The organism is Gulosibacter sp. 10 (assembly GCF_900163695.1).
Lineage (GTDB): Bacteria > Actinomycetota > Actinomycetes > Actinomycetales > Microbacteriaceae > Gulosibacter.
In genome coordinates this window covers 67,238-88,912 of sequence record NZ_FUIC01000033.1, presented here as the reverse complement: position 1 = coordinate 88,912, position 21,675 = coordinate 67,238, and the positions used below count along the sequence as shown (strand labels likewise).

Genomic DNA, 21,675 nt, shown 5'->3' with positions numbered 1-21,675 from the left:
GATGCGGGATGGCCCGTTCGCGTCTGCCGCGGGGTACCCTGGAACGACCATGAACTTGTCCGAACCGGGCCCTGCATCGGCCACCGAGCGACTCGGCACCACGGCGGTCAAGGGCACTAGGAAGGGCCCCGGCGCGGCGCGGCTCGAGCGCATCGCCGACGCCGGCTGGAGCGATCGCACGAAGCGGATCATCGCCTGGGGGCCTGCCGGCCTCGCCCTCGTCGCGCTGCTCGTGATGCTCGCGGCCCTCGCCTACGGCGGCGGCTCCGCGCCGCTCGCGGTGGGCGACCCCGGCCCCGTCGTGCGCTGGGGGCTGCCCGTATCCCGGCTCGCCTACAACCTCTCCGCCGCGATGGCGGTGGGCGGCCTCGTCGTCGCCATCTGGGCATGCAGCCGCAAGGAGCCCGAGTTCGAGCGCGCGATGAGCCTCGCGCAGGGCGGCGCCGCGGCGTGGACGGTCTCCACCGTCGCCGCCGCGCTGCTCACCTACCTCGACATCTCGGGCGTGCAGTTCTCCTTCGACGCGGACTTCGGCCAGGGCATGTGGTTCTACCTCACGAGCCTCGAGGTGGGACAGCTGTGGCTCATGGCCATCGTCATGGCCGCGCTGCTGTCCACCTTCGTCTTCGCGGCCCGCTCCCGCTGGGGCACCGCGCTGACCACGGCCTTCGCGCTGCTCACGCTGTGGCCCATCGCATCCATGGGCCACGCCGCGGGCGCCGAGCTGCACACCACGGCCGTCGGCGGCATCACGCTGCACCTCACCGGCGCCGCGGTGTGGCTCGGCGGCCTCGTCGTGGTCTCCATCCTCGCGATCGGCGCCGCACCCCGCCGCCGGCTGCCGCTCGTGGAGCGCTATTCGCAGCTCGCGCTCATCGCCTGCATCGTGACCGGCGCGAGCGGCCTCGTCGCCTCGTGGGTGAACATCGGCGACTGGGGGCGCCTGTTCACGACCGGCTACGGGCACATCGCCCTGCTGAAGGCGCTGCTGCTGGTCGTGCTCGCAGGCTTCGGCGTGCTGCAGCGCCGCTTCTTCATCGACCGGATGCGCGCCAACATCGACGCCGGCGAGACGGGCTCGCGGCCGCTGGCCTGGCTGCTCGGCCTCGAGCTGCTCGTGATGGGCGCCGTCGCGGGCGCGGCCGCGGCCCTCGGACGCACGCCGAGCCCGCAGCCGCAGATCACCGCGGAGGAGCTCGCGGAGCCGACGCCCGCGCAGCTGCTCTCGGGGGAGGCGCTGCCCCCGCCCTTCGAGCCCTCGAGGCTGCTCACCGAATGGCAGCTCGACCCGATCTGGACGACGCTGTCCCTCCTCGGCCTCGCGTTCTACTTCCTCGGCGTCGTCCGCCTCCGCCGCCGCGGCGACCGCTGGCCCTGGTGGCGCATCGCGGCGTTCGCGCTCGGCATCCTCATCCTGCTGTACAACGTCAACGGCGCGCTGCTCGTCTACGGCCGCTTCATGTTCAGCTTCCACATGACCGAGCACATGATCCTCTCGATGATCATCCCGATCTTCCTCGTGCTCGGGGCGCCGATGACCCTGCTGCTGCGCGCCGTCAAGCCGCGCGACGACGGGTCGATGGGCACGCGCGAGTGGGTGCTGCACCTCGTGCACTCGCGCTGGGCGCTGTTCTTCTCGCATCCGATCGTCGCGGGGGTCAACTTCGCCCTCGCGCTGCTGCTGTTCTACTTCACGCCGCTCTTCCGCTGGGCCACCTACGACCACGTGGGCCACATGTGGATGATCGCGCACTTCCTCATCGTCGGATACCTCTTCATCGAGTCGCTCATCGGCGACGACCCCTCGCGCACCCGGGCGCCCTACCCCGCGCGCCTCATCGGCCTCATCCTCGTGATGACCTTCCACGCCTTCTTCGGTCTCGGGGTGATGACCGGCACGGGGCTCCTCGTCGCGGAGTGGTACGGTGCCACGGGCCGCGATTGGGGCCCGGCGACCGCGCTCGACGACCAGCAGCTCGGCGGCGCGGTGGCGTGGGGGCTCGGCGAGTTCCCCACGGTCATCCTGGCCGTGCTGGTCGGGATGCAGTGGGCGAAGAGCGACGAGAAGCGCGCCAAGCGCGAGGACCGCCGCGCCAAGCGGGATGCGGACGCCGAGCTGCGCGCCTACAACGAGCGGCTCCGGGCGCTCGCGGAGCGCGACCGGGCCTCGGAGCGCGCCGCCGGGCGCGGGGGCGGGCAGGCGGAGGCCGCGACGCCCCGCGCGGGCGCCGCAGGATCCTCCGCGCCGAGCGCGGAAGAACGACGAGACGCTGCCGAGGAAAGGGGCGAGGAGCGATGACGCTGGAGCTCACACCCGAGCAGCAGGGGGTGTTCGACGCGATCGAGCACACCCGCGAGCACCTGTTCGTGACCGGCCGGGCCGGCACCGGCAAGTCGACGCTGCTCAACCACCTCTCGTGGCACACGGGCAAGCAGCTCGTCATCTGCGCCCCCACGGGCGTGGCCGCGCTGAACGTGGGCGGCCAGACCATCCACTCGCTCTTCAAGCTGCCGATCGGCATCATCGGCAATCAGCCGATCGAGCAGAACCGCGAGGTCAAGAAGCTGCTCAACACGATCGACACGCTCGTGATCGACGAGATCTCGATGGTGTCGGCCGACCTGCTCGACGCGATCGACCGGTCGCTGCGGCAGGCGCGGCAGCGCAAGGCGGAGGCGTTCGGCGGCGTGCAGGTCGTGATGTTCGGCGACCCGTTCCAGCTCGCGCCCGTGCCGCCCTCCGATCCGCAGGAGCGGGCGTGGATGAAGGACAACTACCGCTCGATGTGGTTCTTCGACGCCCACGTGTGGCGCGAGGCCGAGCTGCGCATCCACACCCTGCGCGAGATCCACCGGCAGCACGACGACGAGTTCCGCTCGCTGCTCACGGCGGTGCGCTACGGCAAGGTCACCGAGCCGATGGCGAACCGGCTCAACGAGGTGGGCGCCCGTCCGGCGCCGCACGACGGGATCATCACGCTCGCCTCGAAGAACGCCACGGTCTCGCGCATCAACGCGCGCGAGCTCGACCGGCTGCCGGGGCGGTCGATGACCGCGGCGGCCGAGGTGATGGGCGACTTCGGCAACGCCCGCACGTTCCCGGCGGACGAGGAGCTCGAGCTCAAGGTGGGGGCGCAGGTGATGTTCCTGCGCAACGACACGGACAACCGCTGGGTCAACGGCTCGGTCGGCGTGGTCTCGCGTATCGACAAGACGGTGCACGTCGAGATCGACGACGAGGAGTTCGAGGTCGAGCCGATCGCGTGGGAGAAGCTCAAGTACGAGTACGACCCCGTGACGAAGGAGCTCACGCGCGAGGTCGTGGGCGAGTTCCACCAGTTCCCGCTGCGGCTCGCCTGGGCGGTCACCATCCACAAGTCGCAGGGCAAGACCTACGACCGCGCGGTGGTCGACCTGGGGGCGCGCGCCTTCTCGCCGGGGCAGACCTACGTGGCGCTCTCGCGCATCCGCTCGCTCGAGGGGCTCTACCTCTCTCGGCCGCTGCAGCCGCGCGACATCTTCGTGGACGAGGACGTGATGCGCTTCATGCACGAGGTGGCGGAGGCGCAGCGCGCCGCCGCGGCCCTGCAGTCCTGAGCGCCTCCGCGGGATGCGCGTTGCGGCCGCTGTCGTGCACGGGTCGCGGCTTGTCGGATGCGAGGGAGATGCGTTGCTTCCGCGGATGTGAGGCGTTTGCCGGGAATGTGCGGCGGTTTCCCTGCGTATGCCTCCCATTCGCGGCGGGGTGCTGCGTATGCCTCACATTCTCGGCAGGGTACTGCGTATCTCTCACATCCGGGGGGATGCTGCATATGTCTTACATCCTCGGCGGGCTTCTCCTCTCTGCGTAACCTGGTGCGCGCGCCGTTGGCCGGGAGCATCGGAGGCGTAGAGTCTTGCCCTGGAACGCGACCACGCTCCGCGCTCCCAGAACGGCAGTGCCCTGGCAGTGATGGTCGCGCCATAGGCCCGACCCGAAGGAACTGACCGACCTTGACCTTGACCTTCCGACGCGCAGCGGCAAGTGACACCGCTCCCGCGCAGCAGGCGTACCAGCAGATCACCGACCATCTGGCCGAGACCGTGGACTATCCGCACTGGCACACCGAGAACCACCCGACCCCGGAAGAGGTCGCCTCGTGGGTCGAGGCCGAGGAACTCCACCTTGCGCTGGACGAGGACGAGAACATCGCGGGAGTCGTCGTGCTCAACCATGACGCCGTGGACGCCTACCAGGACGCTGCGTGGGCGATTGACGCTAACTCCGAGGAAGTGCTCGTCGTGCATGCCCTCGGCGTTGCTCCTGACCACCTTGGCAAGGGAGTCTCGCGGTTCCTCGTGGATGCCACGCTCGAGGTTGCCCGCGAACAAGGCTGCCGAGCCGTGCGTCTGGATACCTACGTCGAGAACATTCCCGCCCGGAAACTCTACGAACGGTACGGCTTCACCGATCTCGGCTGCCACACGGTCACCTATGACGGCACCGACCTCAACCAGTTTCACCTGTTCGAGTACGTGCTCTAGCCATTCGTAGTCCGGTCTTGCACCGGAATCCGGAGAGTGGGGGAGACCCGGGGGGTCGAGTCTCCGACCATATGCCACTCGATACGGCTGAACCGACTCTGCTTTGGCCTCACAGCCTCGTTGTGCCTTAGAGCCGCACGAACTCAGGGATCAGGACGTAACTACTTTCATGACCCCACGGGGTTCTCAACTCGATCTGGTTCGGATCGACCGCCCACTGATGTTCGTCACAACACTACCGCTTTCGGTATAGTTGTGACATGACTGCCAAGGTGACATACCGAGAGATCGTGCGTGAGATCGCGCTCGATCACTTCGGCTACGTCACGACGAGGGAAGCTGTCGAGGCTGGGGTGCCAGCCGTCGAGCTGCCGAAGCTGGCCGCACGGGGCGGCTTGAAGAACATCGCGTACGGACTCTACCGCGTGCCGGACATCCCGCCGACAAGCTACGACCAGTTCGCCGAAGCACTCCTGCGGGCGGGAGAAGGGGCCTACCTGCACGGTGAATCGGTGCTTGCGTTGTTCGGTCTCGCCGATGTGAACCCTCGGCGGGTCAAGGTTGCCGTCCGCCGCCGTACTCGCCCTCGACTGCCGCCGACCGTTGAGTTGACTCATGTCAAAGGCGAGACGCGGACGACGTTCTACGAAGGGCTGGCGGCGCAACCGGTCGCTGATGCCATCCTCGAGTGCCGCGGCCGCATCGAGATGGAGCGCCTCGTGGACGCGGCCAAGCAGGCGCGCAGCGAAGGGCTGTTGACCACCAGCGAGTGGCAGCGGGTGGAGAAGGGACTTCAGTCGTGAGCTACGCCAGCCCGCCGACGAGCGTGCGCTCGCTGGAACAGCGCATTCGCAATCTGGAGGGTAGCGAAGAACTGGCGCTGCGCCGCCGGATCGGGATGGCGCTGGTCGTTGTCGGCCAGATGCTCCCCGAAGGTGCGATCAAGGGCGGTAGCGCGATGGCGCTGCGCTACGGGCGCGGGACACGCTTCACCCAAGACCTCGACGCGGCACGAGTCCGGCCGCTCGCCGGATTCCGCTCTGACTTCGAGGAGTCGTTAGCCTCCGGGTGGGCAGGCTTCTCCGGAAGGCTGATCGAGAAGGCAGCGCCTCGCCCACCGGCCGTGCCCACGGCGTACGTGATGCAGCCTTTCGAAGTGAAGCTCGACTACCGAGGCAGATCGTGGTGCACGGTGAAGTTCGAGCTGGGGCACAACGAGATCGGGGATGCAGACGGACCAGAGTACAAGCTCGCCGCCGACCTCGCCGCACTTTTCACGGAGGTCGGACTCGAGCCCCCAATCCCGTGCCGGTCATGCGTTCCGATCATCAGATCGCACAGAAGCTCCACGCTGTCTCGGCGGTGGGAAGCGAACGGGCACGCGATCTCGTTGACCTCCAACTCCTCGAAAAGGCTGAGGAACTCGACTATGCGCAGGTGGCTGCGACCTGCGTCAGGCTCTTCGACTACCGGCGGCAGCAGGCGTGGCCACCTACCATCACGCCCGGCATCCGCTGGGACACGCTCTATGCCGAAGCCGCTGAAGGTCTCGACGTCCTCCAAAGTGTTGAACAGGCAGCCGCCTGGGGCAACCAGTTCGTCACGCGCATCGCGGCATCGATAGGCTGAGAACCGCAGAATCTAGCCGTTCAAGACGCGACTACTTTTGCTCCCCTGCGGGGTACTGCCTATGCCGCACCTGCGCGGCGGGATCCTGCGTATCTTTCAAATCCGCGTCACCTCCGCGGTGCGGGCCCCGGCATCCGGACGGCCTTCGGGAGAGCCCCCGGGAGCAGGAGGGGGAACCGCCGCGGGGCCGCGGCTCGGCGAGCCACGGCCCCGCGACGGCGCGATCGGGGCTAGCCGACGATCTCCGAGAGCTGGTCGGCGAGGCCGCTCACCACGATCGGGATCGACAGCGGGCTCGCGGCGCTGAAGGCCTGCGTGAGCTCGGCGCCCTCCTCGAGCCAGACGGTGCGGTCCTCCTGCACCACGTCGAGCGAGCCGACGAGCGGGTCGGCCTTCATCTCGTCCAGCGTGTAGCCGATCGGGAAGAACACGGCCGCCTCGGCGTCGAGCGCGCCGATCTGCTCGGCCGAGAGCTCGACGTAGAAGCCGCTGGCCTCGAGGTCGAGCACCGGCGGGTTCTGCTCGAAGCCGAGCGACTCCATGAGATCCCAGCGGAAGTCGCCCGCCACATAGGCGCCGTACGCGTCGCCGAACTTCGTGCCGGTCACCGCGGTGATCCCCTCGAACTCGGGGTGCGCGGCGGCGACGTCCTCGATCTCCTGCTCGACCTCAGCGATGACCGCCGCGCCCTCCTCCTCGAGGCCCAGGGCGGCGGCCACCTGCGCGACCTGCACGTCCCAGGCCGTGCCGAAGTCGGCGGTGCCCTCGGGGGCGAACACGGTGGGCGCGATCTCGTCGAGGCGCTGGAACTGCTCCTCGTCGGCGGCGGAGCGGGTGTTGAGGATCACATCGGGCTCGAGCTCCTGGATGGCCTCGTAGTCGTAGCCTCCGAAGGGCTGCTCGAACACGGTGATCTCGGCGTCGCCGACAGCCTCCTGGGCCCACGGGCCCACGCCGGACGCGTCGGCGCCGAAGCCGAGCCAGTCGGAGACGCCCACGGGGGTGACGCCGAGCGCGAGGGCCACCTCGGCGTCCGACCAGCCGAGCGCGACGACGGTGAGCTCGCCGTCCTCGGGCTCGGGCACCTCCACGGGGCCGTAGAGCGTGTCGGGGACGGTGCCGAGCAGGCCCTCGCCTTCGCCGGTGCCGGCGTCGTCGTCGGACCCCGCGGCGCAGCCGGTGAGGGCGAGCGCGAGGATGCCGCAACTCGCGAGAGCGGTTCGCATGCGTGTCATGATTGCCTTTCCTGGATGGATGTCATCGGTTCGTCGAATGTCCCGGCGCCCGGGGCACGATGAGCGGCCCGCCCGTCTCCGGGTCCTCCACGACGCGGGCGGCGACGCCGAACACCTCGTCGAGCAGCTCGGCGGTCACGACCTCGTGCGGTTCGCCGCGGGCGACGATGCGCCCCTCCTTCACCGCCACGAGGTGCGTCGCGTAGCGCGCCGCCTGGTTGAGGTCGTGCAGCACGGCGACGAGGGTGCGCCCCTCCCGCTGGAGGCCGGAGCACAGGTCGAGCACGTCGATCTGGTGCGAGATGTCGAGATAGGTGGTGGGCTCGTCGAGCAGCAGGATGGGCGTGTCCTGGGCCAGCGCCATGGCGATCCACACGCGCTGCCGCTGGCCGCCCGAGAGCTCGTCGACCACGCGGGTCGAGAACTCGGTGAGCCGCGTGCGCGCGAGCGCCTCCCGCACGGCGTCCTCGTCCTGCGTGCTCCAGCGCCGCAGCATGCCCTGGTGGGGGTGCCGGCCTCGGGTCACGAGGTCGATCACCGTGATGCCCTCGGGCGCGATCGAGCTCTGCGGCAGCAGGCCCACCTGCCGCGCGAGCTCCTTGGCCTTGACGGTCGCGATGCTCGCGCCGTCGAGCAGCACGCTGCCGGAGGCGGGCGGGATGAGCCGGGCGAGGGAGCGGAGCAGGGTGGATTTGCCGCAGCCGTTGGGGCCGATGATGGCGGTGAACCCGCCGTCGGGGATCTCGAGGTCGAGCGACTCGATGATCCGGCGCTCCCCGTAGCCGGTGCTGAGGTCTTGCGCGGCGAGCCGTGCGGTCATCGGGTCTTCCTTCCGAACGAGGCGAGCAGCCAGACGAGATAGGCGCCGCCGACGCAGAGGGTCACGACGCCGACGGGGAGCCGCTCGGGCGCGATGATCGTGCGGGCGACGAGGTCGGATGCGACGAGCAGCAGCGCGCCGAAGGCGGCGGAGGGCAGGATGCGCACCCCGGCGGTGCCGGTGATCCGCATCGCGAGCTGCGGGGCGGCGAGCGCCACGAAGGCGATCGGCCCCGCGGCGGCGGTGACGAGGGCCACGAGCGCGATCGCGGTGAGCAGCAGCCACATGCGCACCGGCTCGGCGCGCACGCCGAGGCCGCGGCCCGAGTCGTCGCCCATCTCGAGCATCCGCATGTCGGCCGAGAGCCACAGCAGCACGGGGACACCGATGCACACCCCGATGAGGAGCGGCACGGTGTGGATCCAGCCGATGTCGTCGAGATCGCCGGCGCCCCAGCTCGCGGCCGAGATGGCCTGCTCGACCTTGAGCGTGGTGAGCAGCCACGTGTTGAAGGCCCCGAGGAACAGGCTCACGCCGATGCCCACGACGATGATGCGCATGCCGCTCACCCCGCGCGAGTAGGCGAGCAGGTAGACGGCGACGCCGGTGAGGATGCCGCCGACGAGCGCGCCGATCGAGGTGCCGAGGGCGCTGCCCGCGGCGAAGATCGAGACGATGAGCGCGCCGGTGTACGCGCCCGTCGAGAAGCCGATGATGTCGGGGCTGCCCAGGGGGTTGCGGGTGATCGACTGGAACACGGCCCCCGAGACCGCCAGCGCGGCGCCGGCGAGCAGGGCGAAGACGACGCGCGGCATGCGCCATCCCAGCAGGGTGCGGGTCGCGCGCTCGTCGGCGCGGCCCAGGAGGGCGTCGAGGAGGTCGGGGAGCCCCAGCGTGGAGCTGCCCACCGTGACGGCGTAGAGCCCGAGCGCGATGGCGGCGATGGCGGCCGCGGCGGTCCAGCACACGGCGCGGATCTCGATGCGGGCGCTGAAGCGGCCGAGCCGGAGCGGTCGGACGGCCGACGGCCAGCTGGGCGTCTTGGTCTCGGTCACAGGCCGCGCGCCCCCTTCCGGCGGGTGAGGGCGATGAGCACGGGCGCGCCGAGGAACGCGGTGACCACGCCCGCGGGCAGCTCGCTCGACACGGCCACGCGTCCGAGGAGGTCGGCGGCGAGCATGAGGATCGGCGCGGCGAGGAGGCTCAGGGGCACGATCCACCGCTGGTCGGGGCCGACGAGGCTGCGCAGCGCGTGCGGGATCATGAGCCCCACGAAGGCGATCGGCCCCGCCGCCGCGGTCGCGGCGCCGCAGAGCAGGGTCACGGCGGCCACGCCGACGAGCTTCGTGAGCGCGGGGCGCGAGCCGAGCGCGACGGCCACGTCGTCGCCGAGGGCGAGCGCGTTGAGCGCCCGGGGCAGCAGCAGGGCGAGCGCGACGCCCGCGATGATGAAGGGCAGCACGGCCCAGAGCGTGTCGAACTGCCGGTTCTGCAGCGAGCCGGCGGCCCAGAAGCGCACGCGGTCGAAGACCTCCGGCCGCGTGAGCGTCACCGCGAAGCTGATGCCCGTGAGCACGGCCCCGAACGCCGTGCCCGTGAGGACGAGCTTGGTGGGCGTGCCGGCGGCGGGGCCGGTCGTGCCGATCCCGTAGACGACGAGGGAGGCCAGCAGCGCGCCGGCGAGCGAGAACGCCACGTGCGCGCCGGTGAGCGAGGAACCGAGGAAGGCTGCGGCGAGCACCACGGCGGTGTAGGCCCCCGCGTTGACGCCGAGGATGCCCGGATCGGCGAGCGGATTGCGCGTGATGGCCTGGATGATCGCGCCCGAGAGCCCGAGCGCGATGCCGACGACGATCGCGAGGAGGGTGCGCGGCACGCGGTATTCGCGCACGATGACCGCGTTCGAGCTGCCGTCGCCCTCGAGCAGCAGCCGCCAGGCCTCGGCGGGCGGGATGTCGCCCGAGCCGATGAAGAGGCTCGCGACCGCGAGGAGCGCCAGCAGCGCGAGGCCCACGACGATCGTCGCGAGGCGGCGCGGGGTGCTCGCCGGCGCGATGCTCGGTGCGTCCGCGGCGCGGAGGGATGGCGGCAAGGCGGCTCCAGAACCATGAATACGAATGTTTTAGGCAACCCTAACCTAAGTTCGCAGCCATGGAATCCCCCGATTCGCGCGGGCTCCCCGCGCCTCCGCCGCGCCGATCAGTGCGGGTGCACGAGCGGCCTGATCGCGCGGATGAGGCGGGGCGCGTCGACGGGCGCGCCGAGCACCTCCGACCAGGCCTGCACGTACTCCTCGTAGTACCGGTGGGCGTGCCCGCCGCGGGTCTTGATCGACATCGGCATGTCCGCGGCGATCTGCCAGAACGTGACCCACGGCCACCACCTGATCTCGGGGGTGACGTCGTGGCCGAGCGGCTCGGTCATCCACGCCGGCTCGCGCCAGATGAGCGAGGGGGACCACCAGACGATCGGGTCGCTGGGATGCTGCATGAACACGAAGCGCCGGGGGCCCCACGGCGCGTAGTCGGCGCCGTCGGAGCCGCGGTCGAGGTCGCCGAGGCCGTTCGAGAACCGGAAGGTCGAGCCGTCGCCGACCCGCGGCCGCACGAAGGAGGACCCGGGGGCGCGCCCCTCGGTGAGCTCCTGCCAGACCGGGGAGAACTGCGGGGAGCCCGCCCAGACGGCGCCGTCGAGCCGCTCGGCCATGTCCCGGGCGTCCCGGAACTCGCTGAGCCCTCCGAACGCCCCGAGCGACTCGCCGGAGACGTAGAGCCGAGGCCGCCGCTCGGCGGGCATCCGCTCGAGCTCCTCCGCGACGGCCCGGTAGAGCGCCCTGCCGGTCTGCTGCGGGGAGTTGCGGTCGAGGATCATCGCGAAGGCGCTGGGCAGCACGGTGTACTGCAGCGAGACCATCGCGCAGTCGCCCCTGGTGAGGAACTCCATCGCCGCCATGGACCAGTCGTTGAGCCAGCCGGTGCCGGTGCCGATGTAGATGCACAGGTGCGAGCGCTCGAAGCCGCCCGCGCGGCGCAGCTCGCGCACCGCCCGGGCCGCGGCCTCCTCGATCGTCACGGTGGGGCGCAGGCCCACGTAGGCGCGCACGGGCTCGAGCGCCGGCTCGCCCCAGAACGCGGCGATGTCGAGCGCGCGCGGACCGTCGGAGACGACGGCCTTGCCGTGGCGCCCGACGGTGTTGAAGGGCTCGAAGGACTCGGGGGAGCCCGAGCGCTCGGGCTGCACGGGCTGCGCGCGGCCGGGCAGCGGGCGCAGGTTGTTCCGCTCGGCGGCGTCGTGGATGCGCTGGAGCAGGCGGTCCCACACGATCGAGCGGTTGAAGAAGTAGGTGAGGGCGAGCGTGATCGCGGTGCCCGAGAAGGGGACCGCCACGGCGGGCAGGAAGCGGCGCAGCAGCTCGCGGGTGCCCCAGGATTGGAGGCGGAAGAGGCGGACGGCGAGGATCGCCGCGAGCACCCCGCCCGTGCCGGCGGCCATGCCGGCGAGCTGCACCCTGGCGGTCGGGGGCTCCACGTCCACGAGCCGCGCGATCTCCCGCTGCCGGTTCATCGACGTCACGAGCGCCGCGCTGGTGCCGAGCACCATCGTGCTGAGCAGCAGGATCTGCCATGCGCCGGTGAGCCGGGCCAGGCCGCGGCCCAGGGCAGTGAGCGTCCCGCCCGGGCGGATGCGCGGCCGCAGGAGGGCGATGGCGCCCGAGCGGAGGCTGCGCGCCCCGACGCCGAGGGCGTAGCCGTAGAGCTGCGAGAGGCCGACGCTCGCGGCGGTCATCCACCACGTGCGGGGCAGGAAGCTCGGGCCGAGCGCGATCCACGAGGCCACCTGGCCGCCGACCACGCCCCACCAGTTGGGCAGCAGGGCCGCCACGAGCTCCTCGCGGCCCGAGGAGGTCCGAACGGTCTTCCCGCTCGTCGGGGCCGAGGCCCTGCGAGCCGCTGAGGCCGCGCGGAGGGCGCCCTCCCGCCACACGGGCCGCTGCCGTCGACGGCGGCCCTGCGGGCGATGCTTGCGTCGACGGAACATGACCTCCATTATCCAGGGTGCCGGGCGGGGCCGGGGTGCGGCGACTTCACGGGAAATTTACTTGCATTTTCATGGAATCGGATTATGTTTGGTCGGGCACATACGCCACAGCACGGAAGGAATTCGCATGACCGCAATCGACGGGCTCAAGCCCGGCACCTGGACGATCGACCCCACCCACACGGAGGTCGGCTTCGTCGTCCGTCACATGGCGATCTCGAAGGTGCGGGGCAAGTTCGAGCGCTTCGAGGGCACCATCACCGTCGGCGAGCGCCTCGAGGACTCCGCGGTCGAGGCGGCCGTGGAGGTCGCCTCCGTGAACACGAACCAGGAGCAGCGCGACGAGCACCTGCGCACCTCCGACTTCTTCGCGGCCCCCGAGCACCCGCAGATGACCTTCGTCTCGAAGTCGATCCGCGTCGAGGGCGAGGAGATCCGGGTGCTCGGCGACCTGACGCTGCGCGGCGTCACCAAGGAGGTCGAGTTCGAGGTCGAGTTCGGCGGCGTCACGGTCGACGGCTTCGGCAACACCAAGGCCGGGTTCGAGGCCGAGGCCAAGATCAACCGCAAGGAGTTCGGCGTCAGCTGGAACGCGCCCACCGAGGCCGGCGGGCTCACGCTCGGCGACGAGGTGCGCATCACGATCGACGGCCAGGCGGCCTTCCAGGCGTAGGCGGCGGCCCGGGGCACGAGTGCGCTCGTGCCCCGGGCGTCCCGCACCGGCTCCGCCTCGCGCGGGCAGGTGCGGCCTTGCGGGCGGGAACCGCCCCGAGGCGTTGCAGCGCCCTCGCGGCGGGCAGTAGCGTGAGGGCTTTCGCCAAGCCCCGAAGGAGCCCGAATGACCGCAATCGAAGGCCTGCAGCCCGGTACCTGGACCATCGACCCCGCCCACAGCGAGGTCGCGTTCGTCATCCGCCACCTCGCTATCTCGAAGGTGCGCGGCGCCTTCGAACGGTTCGAGGGCACCATCCAGGTCGGCGAGCAGCTCGAGGACACGACCGTGAGCGCGACCGTCGACGTCGCCTCGATCACCACCAAGCAGGCCCAGCGCGACGAGCACCTGCGCAACTCCGACTACTTCGCCGCCGACCGCTACCCGCAGATCGCCTTCGTCTCGAAGTCGGTGCGGGTGGACGACGGCGGCATCGTCGTGCTCGGCGACTTCACGATGCGCGGCGTCACGAAGGAGGTCGAGCTCGAGGTCGAGTTCGGCGGCGTCACGGTCGACGGCTTCGGCAACACCAAGGCCGGCTTCGAGGCCGAGACGAAGATCAGCCGCAAGGAGTTCGGCGTCAGCGGCAACGCGCCCACCGAGGCCGGCGGCCTCGCGCTCGGCGACGAGGTGCGCATCCTCATCGACGGCCAGGCCGCGCTGCAGGCCTGAGCGCCCGCGCCACCCCGACCGCCGGGCGCGGCGCAACCCGCGCTCGCGGGCGGGGCGCGCCCCCGCCCGCGGGGCGCTCCGCCGTGCTCCTCCGGGCGTAGAGTGCTCGCATGGCGAATCTCGATGTGCTGGTGGTCGGCGGCGGCGCGATGGGGCTCGCAACCGCCTGGCGCCTCGCCCGGCGAGGCCGCGAGGTGCTCGTGGTCGAGCAGGACGGCATCGGCGGCCTCGCGGGGGCGAGCCACGGCGGCCGGCGCAACTTCAACCCGCACTTCCCCCACGAGCCGCACCTGGGCCTGCTGCGCCCCGCGTTCGACGCCTATCGGGAGCTCGAGGCCGAATCCGGCCGCACGCTGCTGCCCGGCACCGGCATCGTCAGCCACGGCGCCGGCCTGCCCGCCGAGCTCGTCGTGCGCAGGATGCGCGAGTCCGGCCTGGCCGGGCGCGACCTGGGCATCGAGGTGCTCGGCGCCGACGAGGCCGAGCGCCGGTGGCCGGGCATCCGCTTCGACGGCACGGTGCTCCACACGCCCGAGGCCGGCGGCATCCGGGCCGACGAGACGCTGCTCGCGCTCGCGGAATCGGCGGTGCGCCGCGGTGCGGAGATCCGGCTCGGCGTGCGCGCCGAGATCGAGCGCGTCGAGGACGAGGGCGCCGAGGTCGTGCTCGAATCGGCGGGCACCGGCGCCCGCGAGCGGGTCCGCGCCCGCACCCTCGTGGTCGCGGCCGGCGCCTGGACCGCCGCGGCGCTCGGCAAGCACATCGGCCTGCCGCGGCTGCGCGTCACCGAGGAGAACCCGGTGCACTTCCCCCGCTACGACGCGGGGCTCGACTGGCCGAGCTTCAACCACTGGGCCGGGCTCGAGGATCCGCGCTACCGCGAGGACTACTGGCATCCCGTGCTCTACGGCATGCTGACCCCCGGCGAGGGCGTCAAGGCGGGCTGGCACGCGGTCGGCGCCGAGACGGATCCGGCGACGCGGGAGTTCCTGGTCGACGAGCGCGTCGTGGACCACCTGCGCCGCTACGCGGAGGACTGGCTGCCGGGCGTGGACGCCTCGCGCGTCGAGGCGGTCGCGTGCACCTACACCACCGCGCCGGACGGCCTGTTCATCCTCGACCGGGTGGGCCCGGTGGTGGTGCTCGCCGGCTTCGCGGGGGAGGGCTTCAAGTTCGCGCCGCTGATCGGGCGGATCGGCGCCGACCTCGCCGAGGGCGGGCCGGGGCCGGAGGCGTTCTCGCTCTCCCGCCCGGGGCTGCGGACGTGACGCCCGCCCGGCGCCGCGGCAGCCTGCTCCTGCGCTACTGCACGTTCCTCCTCGGTCTCGCCGTGATGTCCATCGGCGTCTCGCTCTCGGTGCACGCGCTCATCGGCACGACGCCGATCAGCGCGGTGCCGCTCGTGCTCTCCTACGCGACGCCGCCCTCCCTCGGCGTCTACACGATCGGGCTCAACCTCGTGCTGCTGCTCGCGCAGATCGCGGTGCTGCGGCGGCGCTTCGAGCCCGTCCAGCTGCTGCAGCTGCCCGCCGCCTTCGCGTTCGGGGCGGCCTGCGACCTCTCCGTCTGGCTGCTGCGGGGGATCGAGCCGGTGGCGTATCCCGCGCAGCTGGGGCTCTCCCTCCTCGGCTCGCTCGTGGTCGGCGTCGGCGTGTGGCTGCAGGTGACGCCGCGCGTGCTGACGCTGTCGGGCGACGGCTTCGCCGTGGCCGTGGCCCGGGTGACGGGGCGGCAGTTCAGCACGGTCAAGATGCTCACCGATTCCGCGCTCGTGCTGCTCGCGGTGCTGCTCTCGCTCGTGCTGCTGGGCGGCCTGCACGGGGTGCGCGAGGGCACGATCGTCGCGGCCGTGCTCGTCGGCTACGTCGTGCGGCTGCTGCACCGGTTCGTGCCCTGGCCCGCAGTGCTGTCGCGCCCCCGCGAGGGCGACGCGGGGCGCGCGGGCCCGGCCGGCGGGACGGCCGCGTAGGTGGCCGCCCGCATCGGCGGCCCGGCCGACATCCTGCTCCGCACCGCGCAGTTCCTCCTCGGCGTCTTCGTCATGTCGATGGGCACGGCGATGACGGTGCGCGCCCTGCTCGGGACGACGCCCGTCTCGAGCCTTCCGGTGGCGCTCGAGCCCGCCCTGCCGTTCACGATCGGCATGCTCACCGCGATGCTGAACATCCTCATGCTGCTCGCCCAGATCCTCATCCTGCGGCGCCGCTTCCCGCCCCTGCAGGTGCTGCAGGTGGGCGCCGCCTTCGCCTTCGGCGCCGCGTGCGATCTCTCGCTCTGGATCCTCCGCGACCTCGAGCCGAGCGGCTATCCCGCGCAGCTCGCGCTCTCGCTCGGCGGCTCCGCGCTGCTCGGCGTCGGGGTGTGGATCCAGGTGAGCGCCAAGGCGATCTACCTCGCGCCCGAAGGGCTCGTAGCGGCGATCGCGCAGGTGACCGGCCGCGAGTTCAGCACCATCAAGATCCTCAACGACCTGGTGATCGTGGCGGTGGCCGTGCTCTGCTCCCTCCTCCTCTACGGGCGCCTGGAGGGCGTCCGCGAGGGCACGGTCGCGGCGGTGTTCCTGGTGGGTCTCACGGTGAAGGCCTGCCGGTGGGCCTGGGCGCGGTTGCGCTCGCGAGGCGGGCCGGAGGGCGGGCGGCGGCGCATCTGCGAGGATTGAGCCGCTGAGGGGGATGCGATGGTATCGAAGGGCGACCGTGCGGTCGTGGTCGGGTCGGGGCCAAACGGGCTCGCGGCGGCGGTGACGCTCGCGCGCGCGGGCGTGCCGGTCACCGTGCTCGAGGCGCACGACACGATCGGCGGGGGCACGCGCACGGCCGAGACCGCCATGCCCGGCGTGCTGCACGACGTGTGCTCCGCGATTCACCCGATGGCCTTCGCCTCGGAGTTCTTCCGGCGCTTCCGACTCGCCGAGAAGGTCGAGTTCGCCGTGCCCGAGGCCTCCTACGGGCATCCGCTCGACGGCGCCCCCGCGGCCATGGCCTATCGCGACCTCGATCGGACGGCGGCCGAGCTCGGCCGCGACGGCGCGGCTTATCGACGGTTCTTCCGGCCGCTGCTCCACCGCCTCGAGGGCGTGCTCGACTTCGCCCTCGGCGGCAGCATGCTCCGCGTGCCGCGCGATCCGCTCGCCGCCGCCGCGATGGGGCTCCGCACGCTCGAGCAGGGGTCGCCGGCGTGGAACCTGCGGTTCCGCGAGGAGGCGGCGCCCGCGATGATCTCGGGGGTGGCGGCGCACAGCATCGGCGCGATGCCGGCGCTCTCGACGGGCGCGGTGGGCCTCGTGCTCTCCGCCGCGGGGCACGCGGCCGGATGGCCGGTGCCGATCGGCGGGTCGCAGCGCATCGCGCAGGCCCTCGCGGACGATGTGCTCGCCCACGGCGGTCGCATCGAGACGGGCGTGCGGGTGGGGGATGTGCGCGAGCTGTCCGATTTCGCGGTCAAGGTCTTCGACACCTCGGCCCGGGACCTCGCGCGGATCGCGGCGCCCGAGCTGCCCGCCGAGTACGTGCGCCGGCTCCGCCGCTTCCGCCCGGGGGACGCGGCCGCGAAGGTCGACCTCGTGCTCGACGGGCCCATCCCGTGGGCCGATCCGCGCCTCGCCCGGACGCCCACCGTGCACCTCGGCGGCACGCGGGCGCAGATCGCGTTCGCCGAGAACGAGGTGCGGCGGGGGCGGCACCCGGACCGGCCCTATGTGCTGCTCGCGCAGCCGGACGAGTTCGATCCGACGCGGAACCCGGAGGGGCTGCACGCGGTGTGGAGCTACACGCACGTGCCGAACGGCTCGACGCTCGATATCCGCGAGCGGGTGATCGCGCAGATCGAGCGATTCGCACCTTGCGTACGAGATCGCATAATCGCGGTCAACGTGGTAACGGCTTCGGCGCTGGGACAGTACAACCCGAACTATCTCGGCGGCGATATCGCGGCAGGAGGGGTGCGGCTCTCGCAGCTGCTCGCGAGACCGACGCTTTCGCATGCACCGTGGAAAACGCCGACTCCCGGGCTATATCTGGCGTCCTCCTCGACGCCGCCCGGCCCGGGCGTGCACGGCCTGAGCGGCTGGCACGCCGCGAAGCTCGCACTTTCCGAGGTGTTCGGAGTTCGTGCGGAAGACGTCGATCTGTCCTGAATCCCGCGCAAAGCTGCAGCGATGCCGAACGTCTGGACGGCGTCGCGCACCATTTGTGGGACCGAGGCGAGGGATCGTTCCCGCAGGGGTGGGGCCACGGGTGGGGTGCCGAGGAAATCTTTTGCAAACTCGGTGGCAAAAAATGCGTGGATCCACCACACTTCTATATGACGTGAGCATTTACTGAGGAAATTTTCAGGCAGCATCACGGGCCGGTCGCTCGTAGGGAGTGCAACCGGACCGGCTGTGTGGAAGTTCCAGTGGTGGGGTGCGCGCGTCGCCGCGAGAGGGCTTCCTCTCGACTCATGAGTGAACACATTGGCAACAGGGGCGCGAGCCTCTGCCCAAGGAGGAAATATGAACGTTCCGGTATCCCGGAAACGATGGGGGAAGGTGGGAGGGCCCGTAGCGGCCCTTGCTACAGCCGCCGTCGTGATGGCGCCCATGGCGGGCGCCTCGGCCGCTCCGAGCGATGACTCGGAGGCCCAGGGCGAGCTCATCCAGAGCGACCTCTTCAGCGACCTGCTCCAGGTCGCGGACCTCGGCTACACGAACTCGGCCTCGCCGAGCAGCCCTGACACCGACCGCGCCACCATCGATCTCGAGGCGCTCGACCTGCTCGGCCTCGAGATCCCGGGCCTCAACGTCCCGCTGGTCAGCCAGCCCGGCGAGGGCGGCCTGCTCCACCTCGGCGACCTCGGCACGCTGAACAGCTACAGCTCCGCTCCCGACGCGTACAACGCCCACGCGGCGACCGGCGTCGTCGGCGCGGATGGCGCGCTCGACCTCTCGCCCGGCTGGGCGGACGGCTACGAGCCCGCTCAGATCGACCTGACCACGCTGTTCGCCCAGCTCGGCATCGACGGCCTGACCGATCAGGTCCTCAGCCAGGCCGCGATCGAGCTCGGCGCCGTCGCCTCGCAGGCGACCGCGACCAACGGCGTCATCGACTCCGAGTACGCCATCGCCGGCGCCGGCCTCACGCTCCAGAGCCCGCTCGTCGGCGGACTCGCGGGCGACGTCGTCGGCCCCGTGGTCACCAACGCGACCGGCCTGCTCGACGGCCTCGTCGGCGAGGGCGGCGCGCTCAACGACCTCCTCGGCGTGGTCAGCGACGCGCTCAGCGCGATCAACCTCCCGCTGCTCGGCGGCATCACCGTCAACGAGGCCACCGTGGCGATCAACGGTCTCGACACGATCGGCGAGACGCTCGAGACGCAGCTCATCGCCGAGCCGCTCGCCGACCCGAACGGCTTCGTGTCGATCGACCTCGGCACCGGCCTCATCGAGGTCGACCTGGCTGCGATCGTCGCGGCCCAGAACGGCGGCGACCTCAACAGCCTGCCCGCGAACACCAACCTGCTCTCGGCGGACGTCATCGCGGCGATCCTCGACGGCATCTCGGGCGCGCTCGGCAGCATCACGGGCAAGGTGTCGACGATCCTCGACGACACGCTCCGCAGCCTCGAGGTGGTCATCGACGCCGACCTGGCCGTCGAGCTGCTCCCCGTCATCGGCCTCCCCTCGGTGGTCGAGGGCGGTCTCGAGATCCGCGGCTCGCTCGCGCAGTTCGCGGGCATGGAGGGTGCGGGCGACCCCACCATCGAGTCCGACCTGAACCTGCTGGGCATCATCCCCGTCGGCGGCATCCTCACCCCGGTGCTCAACGCCGTGGTCGGCGCCATCGGCACCGTGACCGGCCCGCTGGTCGGCGCCGTGCTCGAGGACATCCTCGACTCCGACGCCCTCCAGGGCATCGTGAGCGAGGTCACCGGCCCGCTGCTCGACACCCTCGACCCGATCCTCTCGCAGGTGCTGGCCGAGGCCGTGCTGATCAACATCAACGACCAGCCCACCGAGCGCGGCTCCGTCGCGCACATCTCGGGCAACGAGGCCTTCACCGTCTCGGCGCTCTCGGTCACCGTGCTCCCGAGCGCGGGCGGCGCCGGCGAGGGCATCCTCAACGTCGATCTCGCCAGCTCGAGCGTCCGTTCGCTCGCGCAGGACGACGACGACTCGAACGTGAACGCCTCGGCGTCGGCGTCGGCTTCGGCCAACGCGGATGACGAGTCGAACGCCTCGGCGCAGGCTGCCGCGCAGGCCGCCGCCGATGAGGACGCGAACACCACGGCTTCGGCCGCGGCGAACGCCGACGCCTCGGCCGCCGCTGAATCCGCCGCGAACGAGGACGCCTCCACGACCGCCTCGGCCGACACATCCTCGGACGTGAACGCCGCTTCGCAGGCCGCCGCGCAGGCTTCGGCCGACTCGACCGTCGACTCGGCGCAGGACGCCGACAGCTCCGCCGCCGCCGACGCGAACGCGGCTGCCGCCTCGCAGGCCGCGGCTGAGACCACGGCTTCGGCCGACGCCTCCGCTGCTGCCGCTGCGGATGCCGACGCCGCTGCCGACCCCGAGGGCGACGCTCAGACCGACCCGGAGGGCGACGTCTCGTCGGACCCCGAGGGTGACGTCTCGGCCGACCCCGAGGGCGACCAGGACGCGAGCACCTCGGCGGACTCGAACGTGAACGCCTCGGCCTCCGCTTCGGCTTCGGCCAACGCGGACGACGAGTCGAACGCCTCGGCCCAGGCCGCCGCGCAGGCCGCTGCGAACGCGGACGCCACGAACGAGGCTTCGGCCGCTGCCGACGCGACGGCCGAGGCCGCCGCGCAGGCCGCCGCCAACGAGGACGCCTCGTCGAACGCCTCCGAGGACGCCACCTCGGAGACCAACGCCGCCGCCCAGGCCGCTGCGACCGCCGCCGCGAACTCCGAGGCCGACTCGGACGCCGCAGCGGACAACACGGCCGCTGCCGACGCGAACGCCGCCGCTGCTGCGCAGGCAGCCGCAAACGAGGACTCCTCGAACGACGCTTCGGCCGAGGCCGCTGCGAACGTCGACGGCGACGCCCAGGCCGACCCGGAGGGCGACGTGCAGGCGGACCCCGAGGGCGACGCTCAGACCGACCCGGAGGGCGAGGCCCAGGCCGACCCCGAGGGCGACGTCTCGGCCGACCCCGAGGGCGACCAGGACGCGAGCACCTCGGCGGACTCGAACGTGAACGCCTCGGCCTCCGCTTCGGCTTCGGCCAACGCGGACGACGAGTCGAACGCCTCGGCGCAGGCTGCCGCGCAGGCTGCCGCCGATGAGGACGCGAACACCACGGCTTCGGCTGCGGCGAACGCCGACGCCTCGGCCGCCGCCGAATCCGCTGCCAACGAGGACGCCTCGTCCACCGCTTCGCAGGACGCCACCTCGGAGACCAACGCCGCGGCTCAGGCCGCTGCGCAGGCTTCGTCGGACGCGACCGCGGACTCGGCGCAGGATGCCGACGGCTCGGCTTCGGCCGACCCGAACGCCGCCGCTGCTTCGCAGGCTGCCGCGCAGACCACGGCCTCGGCCGACGCTTCCTCGGAGGCCGCCGCGGACGTGAACGGCGACGCGCAGGCCGACCCCGAGGGCGAGGCTCAGGCCGACCCCGAGGGTGACGCTCAGACCGACCCCGAGGGCGAGGCCCAGGCCGACCCCGAGGGCGAGCAGGACTCGGCCGCCGCGGTCGAGGGTGACGACGAGGCCTCGGCCGACATCGAGGGCGACAACGAGGCCTCCGCCTCGGCGAACGACGAGGCCTCGGCTTCCGCAGCTGCTGCGGGCGACGACGCCAAGTCGGACGACAAGGGCAGCGCATCGGCCTCGGCCGGCGCGAGCTCGGACGCGAACGGTTCGGACGACCTGGCGAAGACCGGTGGCGACCTGCCGATCGCACTCATGGTGATCGCAGCCCTGCTGCTGCTGGCTGGTGGCGCTGCTACCTTCTACACCAAGCGTGCAGCCGCTAGCCGCAACAGCTAGTAGCTCCCGCTAATACAGTGGGCGGGCAGCGCACGAAAGTGTGTTGCCCGCCCAA

General features: G+C 71.5%; 17 protein-coding genes. 12 read left to right on the top strand and 5 right to left on the bottom strand.

Annotated elements, in window-relative coordinates; translation table 11 throughout:
• Positions 1 to 49 precede the first annotated feature (49 nt).
• From FM112_RS12440 to FM112_RS17710, 5 genes are all read left to right on the top strand, one after another.
• Positions 50 to 2,299, top strand: coding sequence for a cytochrome c oxidase assembly protein (locus FM112_RS12440; protein WP_087008025.1), 2,250 nt, complete (start codon positions 50 to 52; stop codon positions 2,297 to 2,299).
• Positions 2,296 to 3,597: an ATP-dependent RecD-like DNA helicase gene (locus FM112_RS12435; RefSeq protein ID WP_087008023.1), complete on the top strand. Its 1,302-nt coding sequence runs from the start codon at positions 2,296 to 2,298 to the stop codon at positions 3,595 to 3,597. Before FM112_RS12440 ends, FM112_RS12435 begins: the two co-directional genes overlap by 4 nt.
• A 396-nt stretch (positions 3,598 to 3,993) precedes the next feature.
• Entirely contained in the window at positions 3,994 to 4,524 is a 531-nt protein-coding gene (locus FM112_RS12430) for a GNAT family N-acetyltransferase (RefSeq protein WP_087008021.1), read from the top strand.
• A 260-nt stretch (positions 4,525 to 4,784) separates the two neighbouring features.
• Positions 4,785 to 5,327 (top strand): type IV toxin-antitoxin system AbiEi family antitoxin domain-containing protein, encoded by a 543-nt coding sequence (locus FM112_RS12425; RefSeq protein ID WP_087008019.1) that lies wholly within the window; start codon positions 4,785 to 4,787, stop codon positions 5,325 to 5,327.
• Positions 5,328 to 5,592: 265 nt separating this feature from the next.
• Positions 5,593 to 6,153: a nucleotidyl transferase AbiEii/AbiGii toxin family protein gene (locus tag FM112_RS17710; RefSeq protein ID WP_369678172.1), complete on the top strand. Its 561-nt coding sequence runs from the start codon at positions 5,593 to 5,595 to the stop codon at positions 6,151 to 6,153.
• Positions 6,154 to 6,383: 230 nt separating this feature from the next.
• Here FM112_RS17710 and FM112_RS12415 read toward each other — a convergent pair whose 3' ends face one another.
• From FM112_RS12415 to FM112_RS12395, 5 genes are all read right to left on the bottom strand, one after another.
• Positions 6,384 to 7,388, bottom strand: a complete 1,005-nt coding sequence (locus FM112_RS12415) for an ABC transporter substrate-binding protein (RefSeq protein WP_087008016.1) — start codon at positions 7,386 to 7,388, stop codon at positions 6,384 to 6,386.
• 22 nt (positions 7,389 to 7,410) lie between these two features.
• The gene (locus FM112_RS12410) at positions 7,411 to 8,208 is read right to left on the bottom strand and encodes an ABC transporter ATP-binding protein (RefSeq protein WP_087008014.1); all 798 of its coding nucleotides are present in this window, start codon (positions 8,206 to 8,208) and stop codon (positions 7,411 to 7,413) included.
• Positions 8,205 to 9,263 carry an iron chelate uptake ABC transporter family permease subunit gene (locus FM112_RS12405; RefSeq protein WP_140400680.1) on the bottom strand — a complete coding sequence of 353 codons (1,059 nt, stop codon included), beginning with the start codon at positions 9,261 to 9,263 and terminating at the stop codon, positions 8,205 to 8,207. The genes FM112_RS12410 and FM112_RS12405 overlap by 4 nt, the downstream gene beginning before the upstream one ends.
• Positions 9,260 to 10,300 carry an iron chelate uptake ABC transporter family permease subunit gene (locus tag FM112_RS12400; protein WP_087008012.1) on the bottom strand — a complete coding sequence of 347 codons (1,041 nt, stop codon included), beginning with the start codon at positions 10,298 to 10,300 and terminating at the stop codon, positions 9,260 to 9,262. Before FM112_RS12400 ends, FM112_RS12405 begins: the two co-directional genes overlap by 4 nt.
• A gap of 107 nt (positions 10,301 to 10,407) precedes the next feature.
• Positions 10,408 to 12,246: an alpha/beta-hydrolase family protein gene (locus tag FM112_RS12395; RefSeq protein ID WP_176386813.1), complete on the bottom strand. Its 1,839-nt coding sequence runs from the start codon at positions 12,244 to 12,246 to the stop codon at positions 10,408 to 10,410.
• Between the two features lie 127 nt (positions 12,247 to 12,373).
• Between FM112_RS12395 and FM112_RS12390 the strand changes: the two genes are divergently transcribed.
• The 7 genes from FM112_RS12390 to FM112_RS12360 all read left to right on the top strand — a co-directional run bounded on the left by FM112_RS12390 (position 12,374) and on the right by FM112_RS12360 (position 21,620).
• Positions 12,374 to 12,919, top strand: coding sequence for a YceI family protein (locus FM112_RS12390; protein ID WP_087008008.1), 546 nt, complete (start codon positions 12,374 to 12,376; stop codon positions 12,917 to 12,919).
• A 165-nt stretch (positions 12,920 to 13,084) separates the two neighbouring features.
• Positions 13,085 to 13,630 (top strand): YceI family protein, encoded by a 546-nt coding sequence (locus FM112_RS12385; protein ID WP_087008006.1) that lies wholly within the window; start codon positions 13,085 to 13,087, stop codon positions 13,628 to 13,630.
• A gap of 110 nt (positions 13,631 to 13,740) precedes the next feature.
• Positions 13,741 to 14,898, top strand: coding sequence for an FAD-dependent oxidoreductase (locus FM112_RS12380; protein WP_087008004.1), 1,158 nt, complete (start codon positions 13,741 to 13,743; stop codon positions 14,896 to 14,898).
• Entirely contained in the window at positions 14,895 to 15,599 is a 705-nt protein-coding gene (locus FM112_RS12375) for a YitT family protein (RefSeq protein ID WP_087008002.1), read from the top strand. The genes FM112_RS12380 and FM112_RS12375 overlap by 4 nt, the downstream gene beginning before the upstream one ends.
• Positions 15,600 to 16,289 (top strand): YitT family protein, encoded by a 690-nt coding sequence (locus tag FM112_RS12370; protein ID WP_087008000.1) that lies wholly within the window; start codon positions 15,600 to 15,602, stop codon positions 16,287 to 16,289.
• Positions 16,290 to 16,307: 18 nt separating this feature from the next.
• On the top strand, positions 16,308 to 17,765 hold the full coding sequence (locus tag FM112_RS12365; RefSeq protein WP_087007998.1) for an NAD(P)/FAD-dependent oxidoreductase: 1,458 nt from the start codon (positions 16,308 to 16,310) through the stop codon (positions 17,763 to 17,765).
• Between the two features lie 435 nt (positions 17,766 to 18,200).
• The gene (locus tag FM112_RS12360) at positions 18,201 to 21,620 is read left to right on the top strand and encodes a choice-of-anchor G family protein (protein ID WP_254910485.1); all 3,420 of its coding nucleotides are present in this window, start codon (positions 18,201 to 18,203) and stop codon (positions 21,618 to 21,620) included.
• Positions 21,621 to 21,675: the final 55 nt, after the last annotated feature.

What these genes read in the sequence shown, in the direction of transcription:
- FM112_RS12440 (WP_087008025.1), top strand. Translation starts at nt 50, where the DNA reads ATGAACTTGTCCGAACCGGGCCCTGCATCGGCCACCGAGCGACTCGGC.
- FM112_RS12435 (WP_087008023.1), top strand. Translation starts at nt 2,296, where the DNA reads ATGACGCTGGAGCTCACACCCGAGCAGCAGGGGGTGTTCGACGCGATC.
- FM112_RS12425 (WP_087008019.1), top strand. Translation starts at nt 4,785, where the DNA reads ATGACTGCCAAGGTGACATACCGAGAGATCGTGCGTGAGATCGCGCTC.
- FM112_RS12415 (WP_087008016.1), bottom strand. Translation starts at nt 7,388, where the DNA reads ATGACACGCATGCGAACCGCTCTCGCGAGTTGCGGCATCCTCGCGCTC.
- FM112_RS12410 (WP_087008014.1), bottom strand. Translation starts at nt 8,208, where the DNA reads ATGACCGCACGGCTCGCCGCGCAAGACCTCAGCACCGGCTACGGGGAG.
- FM112_RS12395 (WP_176386813.1), bottom strand. Translation starts at nt 12,246, where the DNA reads ATGTTCCGTCGACGCAAGCATCGCCCGCAGGGCCGCCGTCGACGGCAG.
- FM112_RS12390 (WP_087008008.1), top strand. Translation starts at nt 12,374, where the DNA reads ATGACCGCAATCGACGGGCTCAAGCCCGGCACCTGGACGATCGACCCC.
- FM112_RS12385 (WP_087008006.1), top strand. Translation starts at nt 13,085, where the DNA reads ATGACCGCAATCGAAGGCCTGCAGCCCGGTACCTGGACCATCGACCCC.
- FM112_RS12380 (WP_087008004.1), top strand. Translation starts at nt 13,741, where the DNA reads ATGGCGAATCTCGATGTGCTGGTGGTCGGCGGCGGCGCGATGGGGCTC.
- FM112_RS12365 (WP_087007998.1), top strand. Translation starts at nt 16,308, where the DNA reads ATGGTATCGAAGGGCGACCGTGCGGTCGTGGTCGGGTCGGGGCCAAAC.
- FM112_RS12360 (WP_254910485.1), top strand. Translation starts at nt 18,201, where the DNA reads ATGGCGCCCATGGCGGGCGCCTCGGCCGCTCCGAGCGATGACTCGGAG.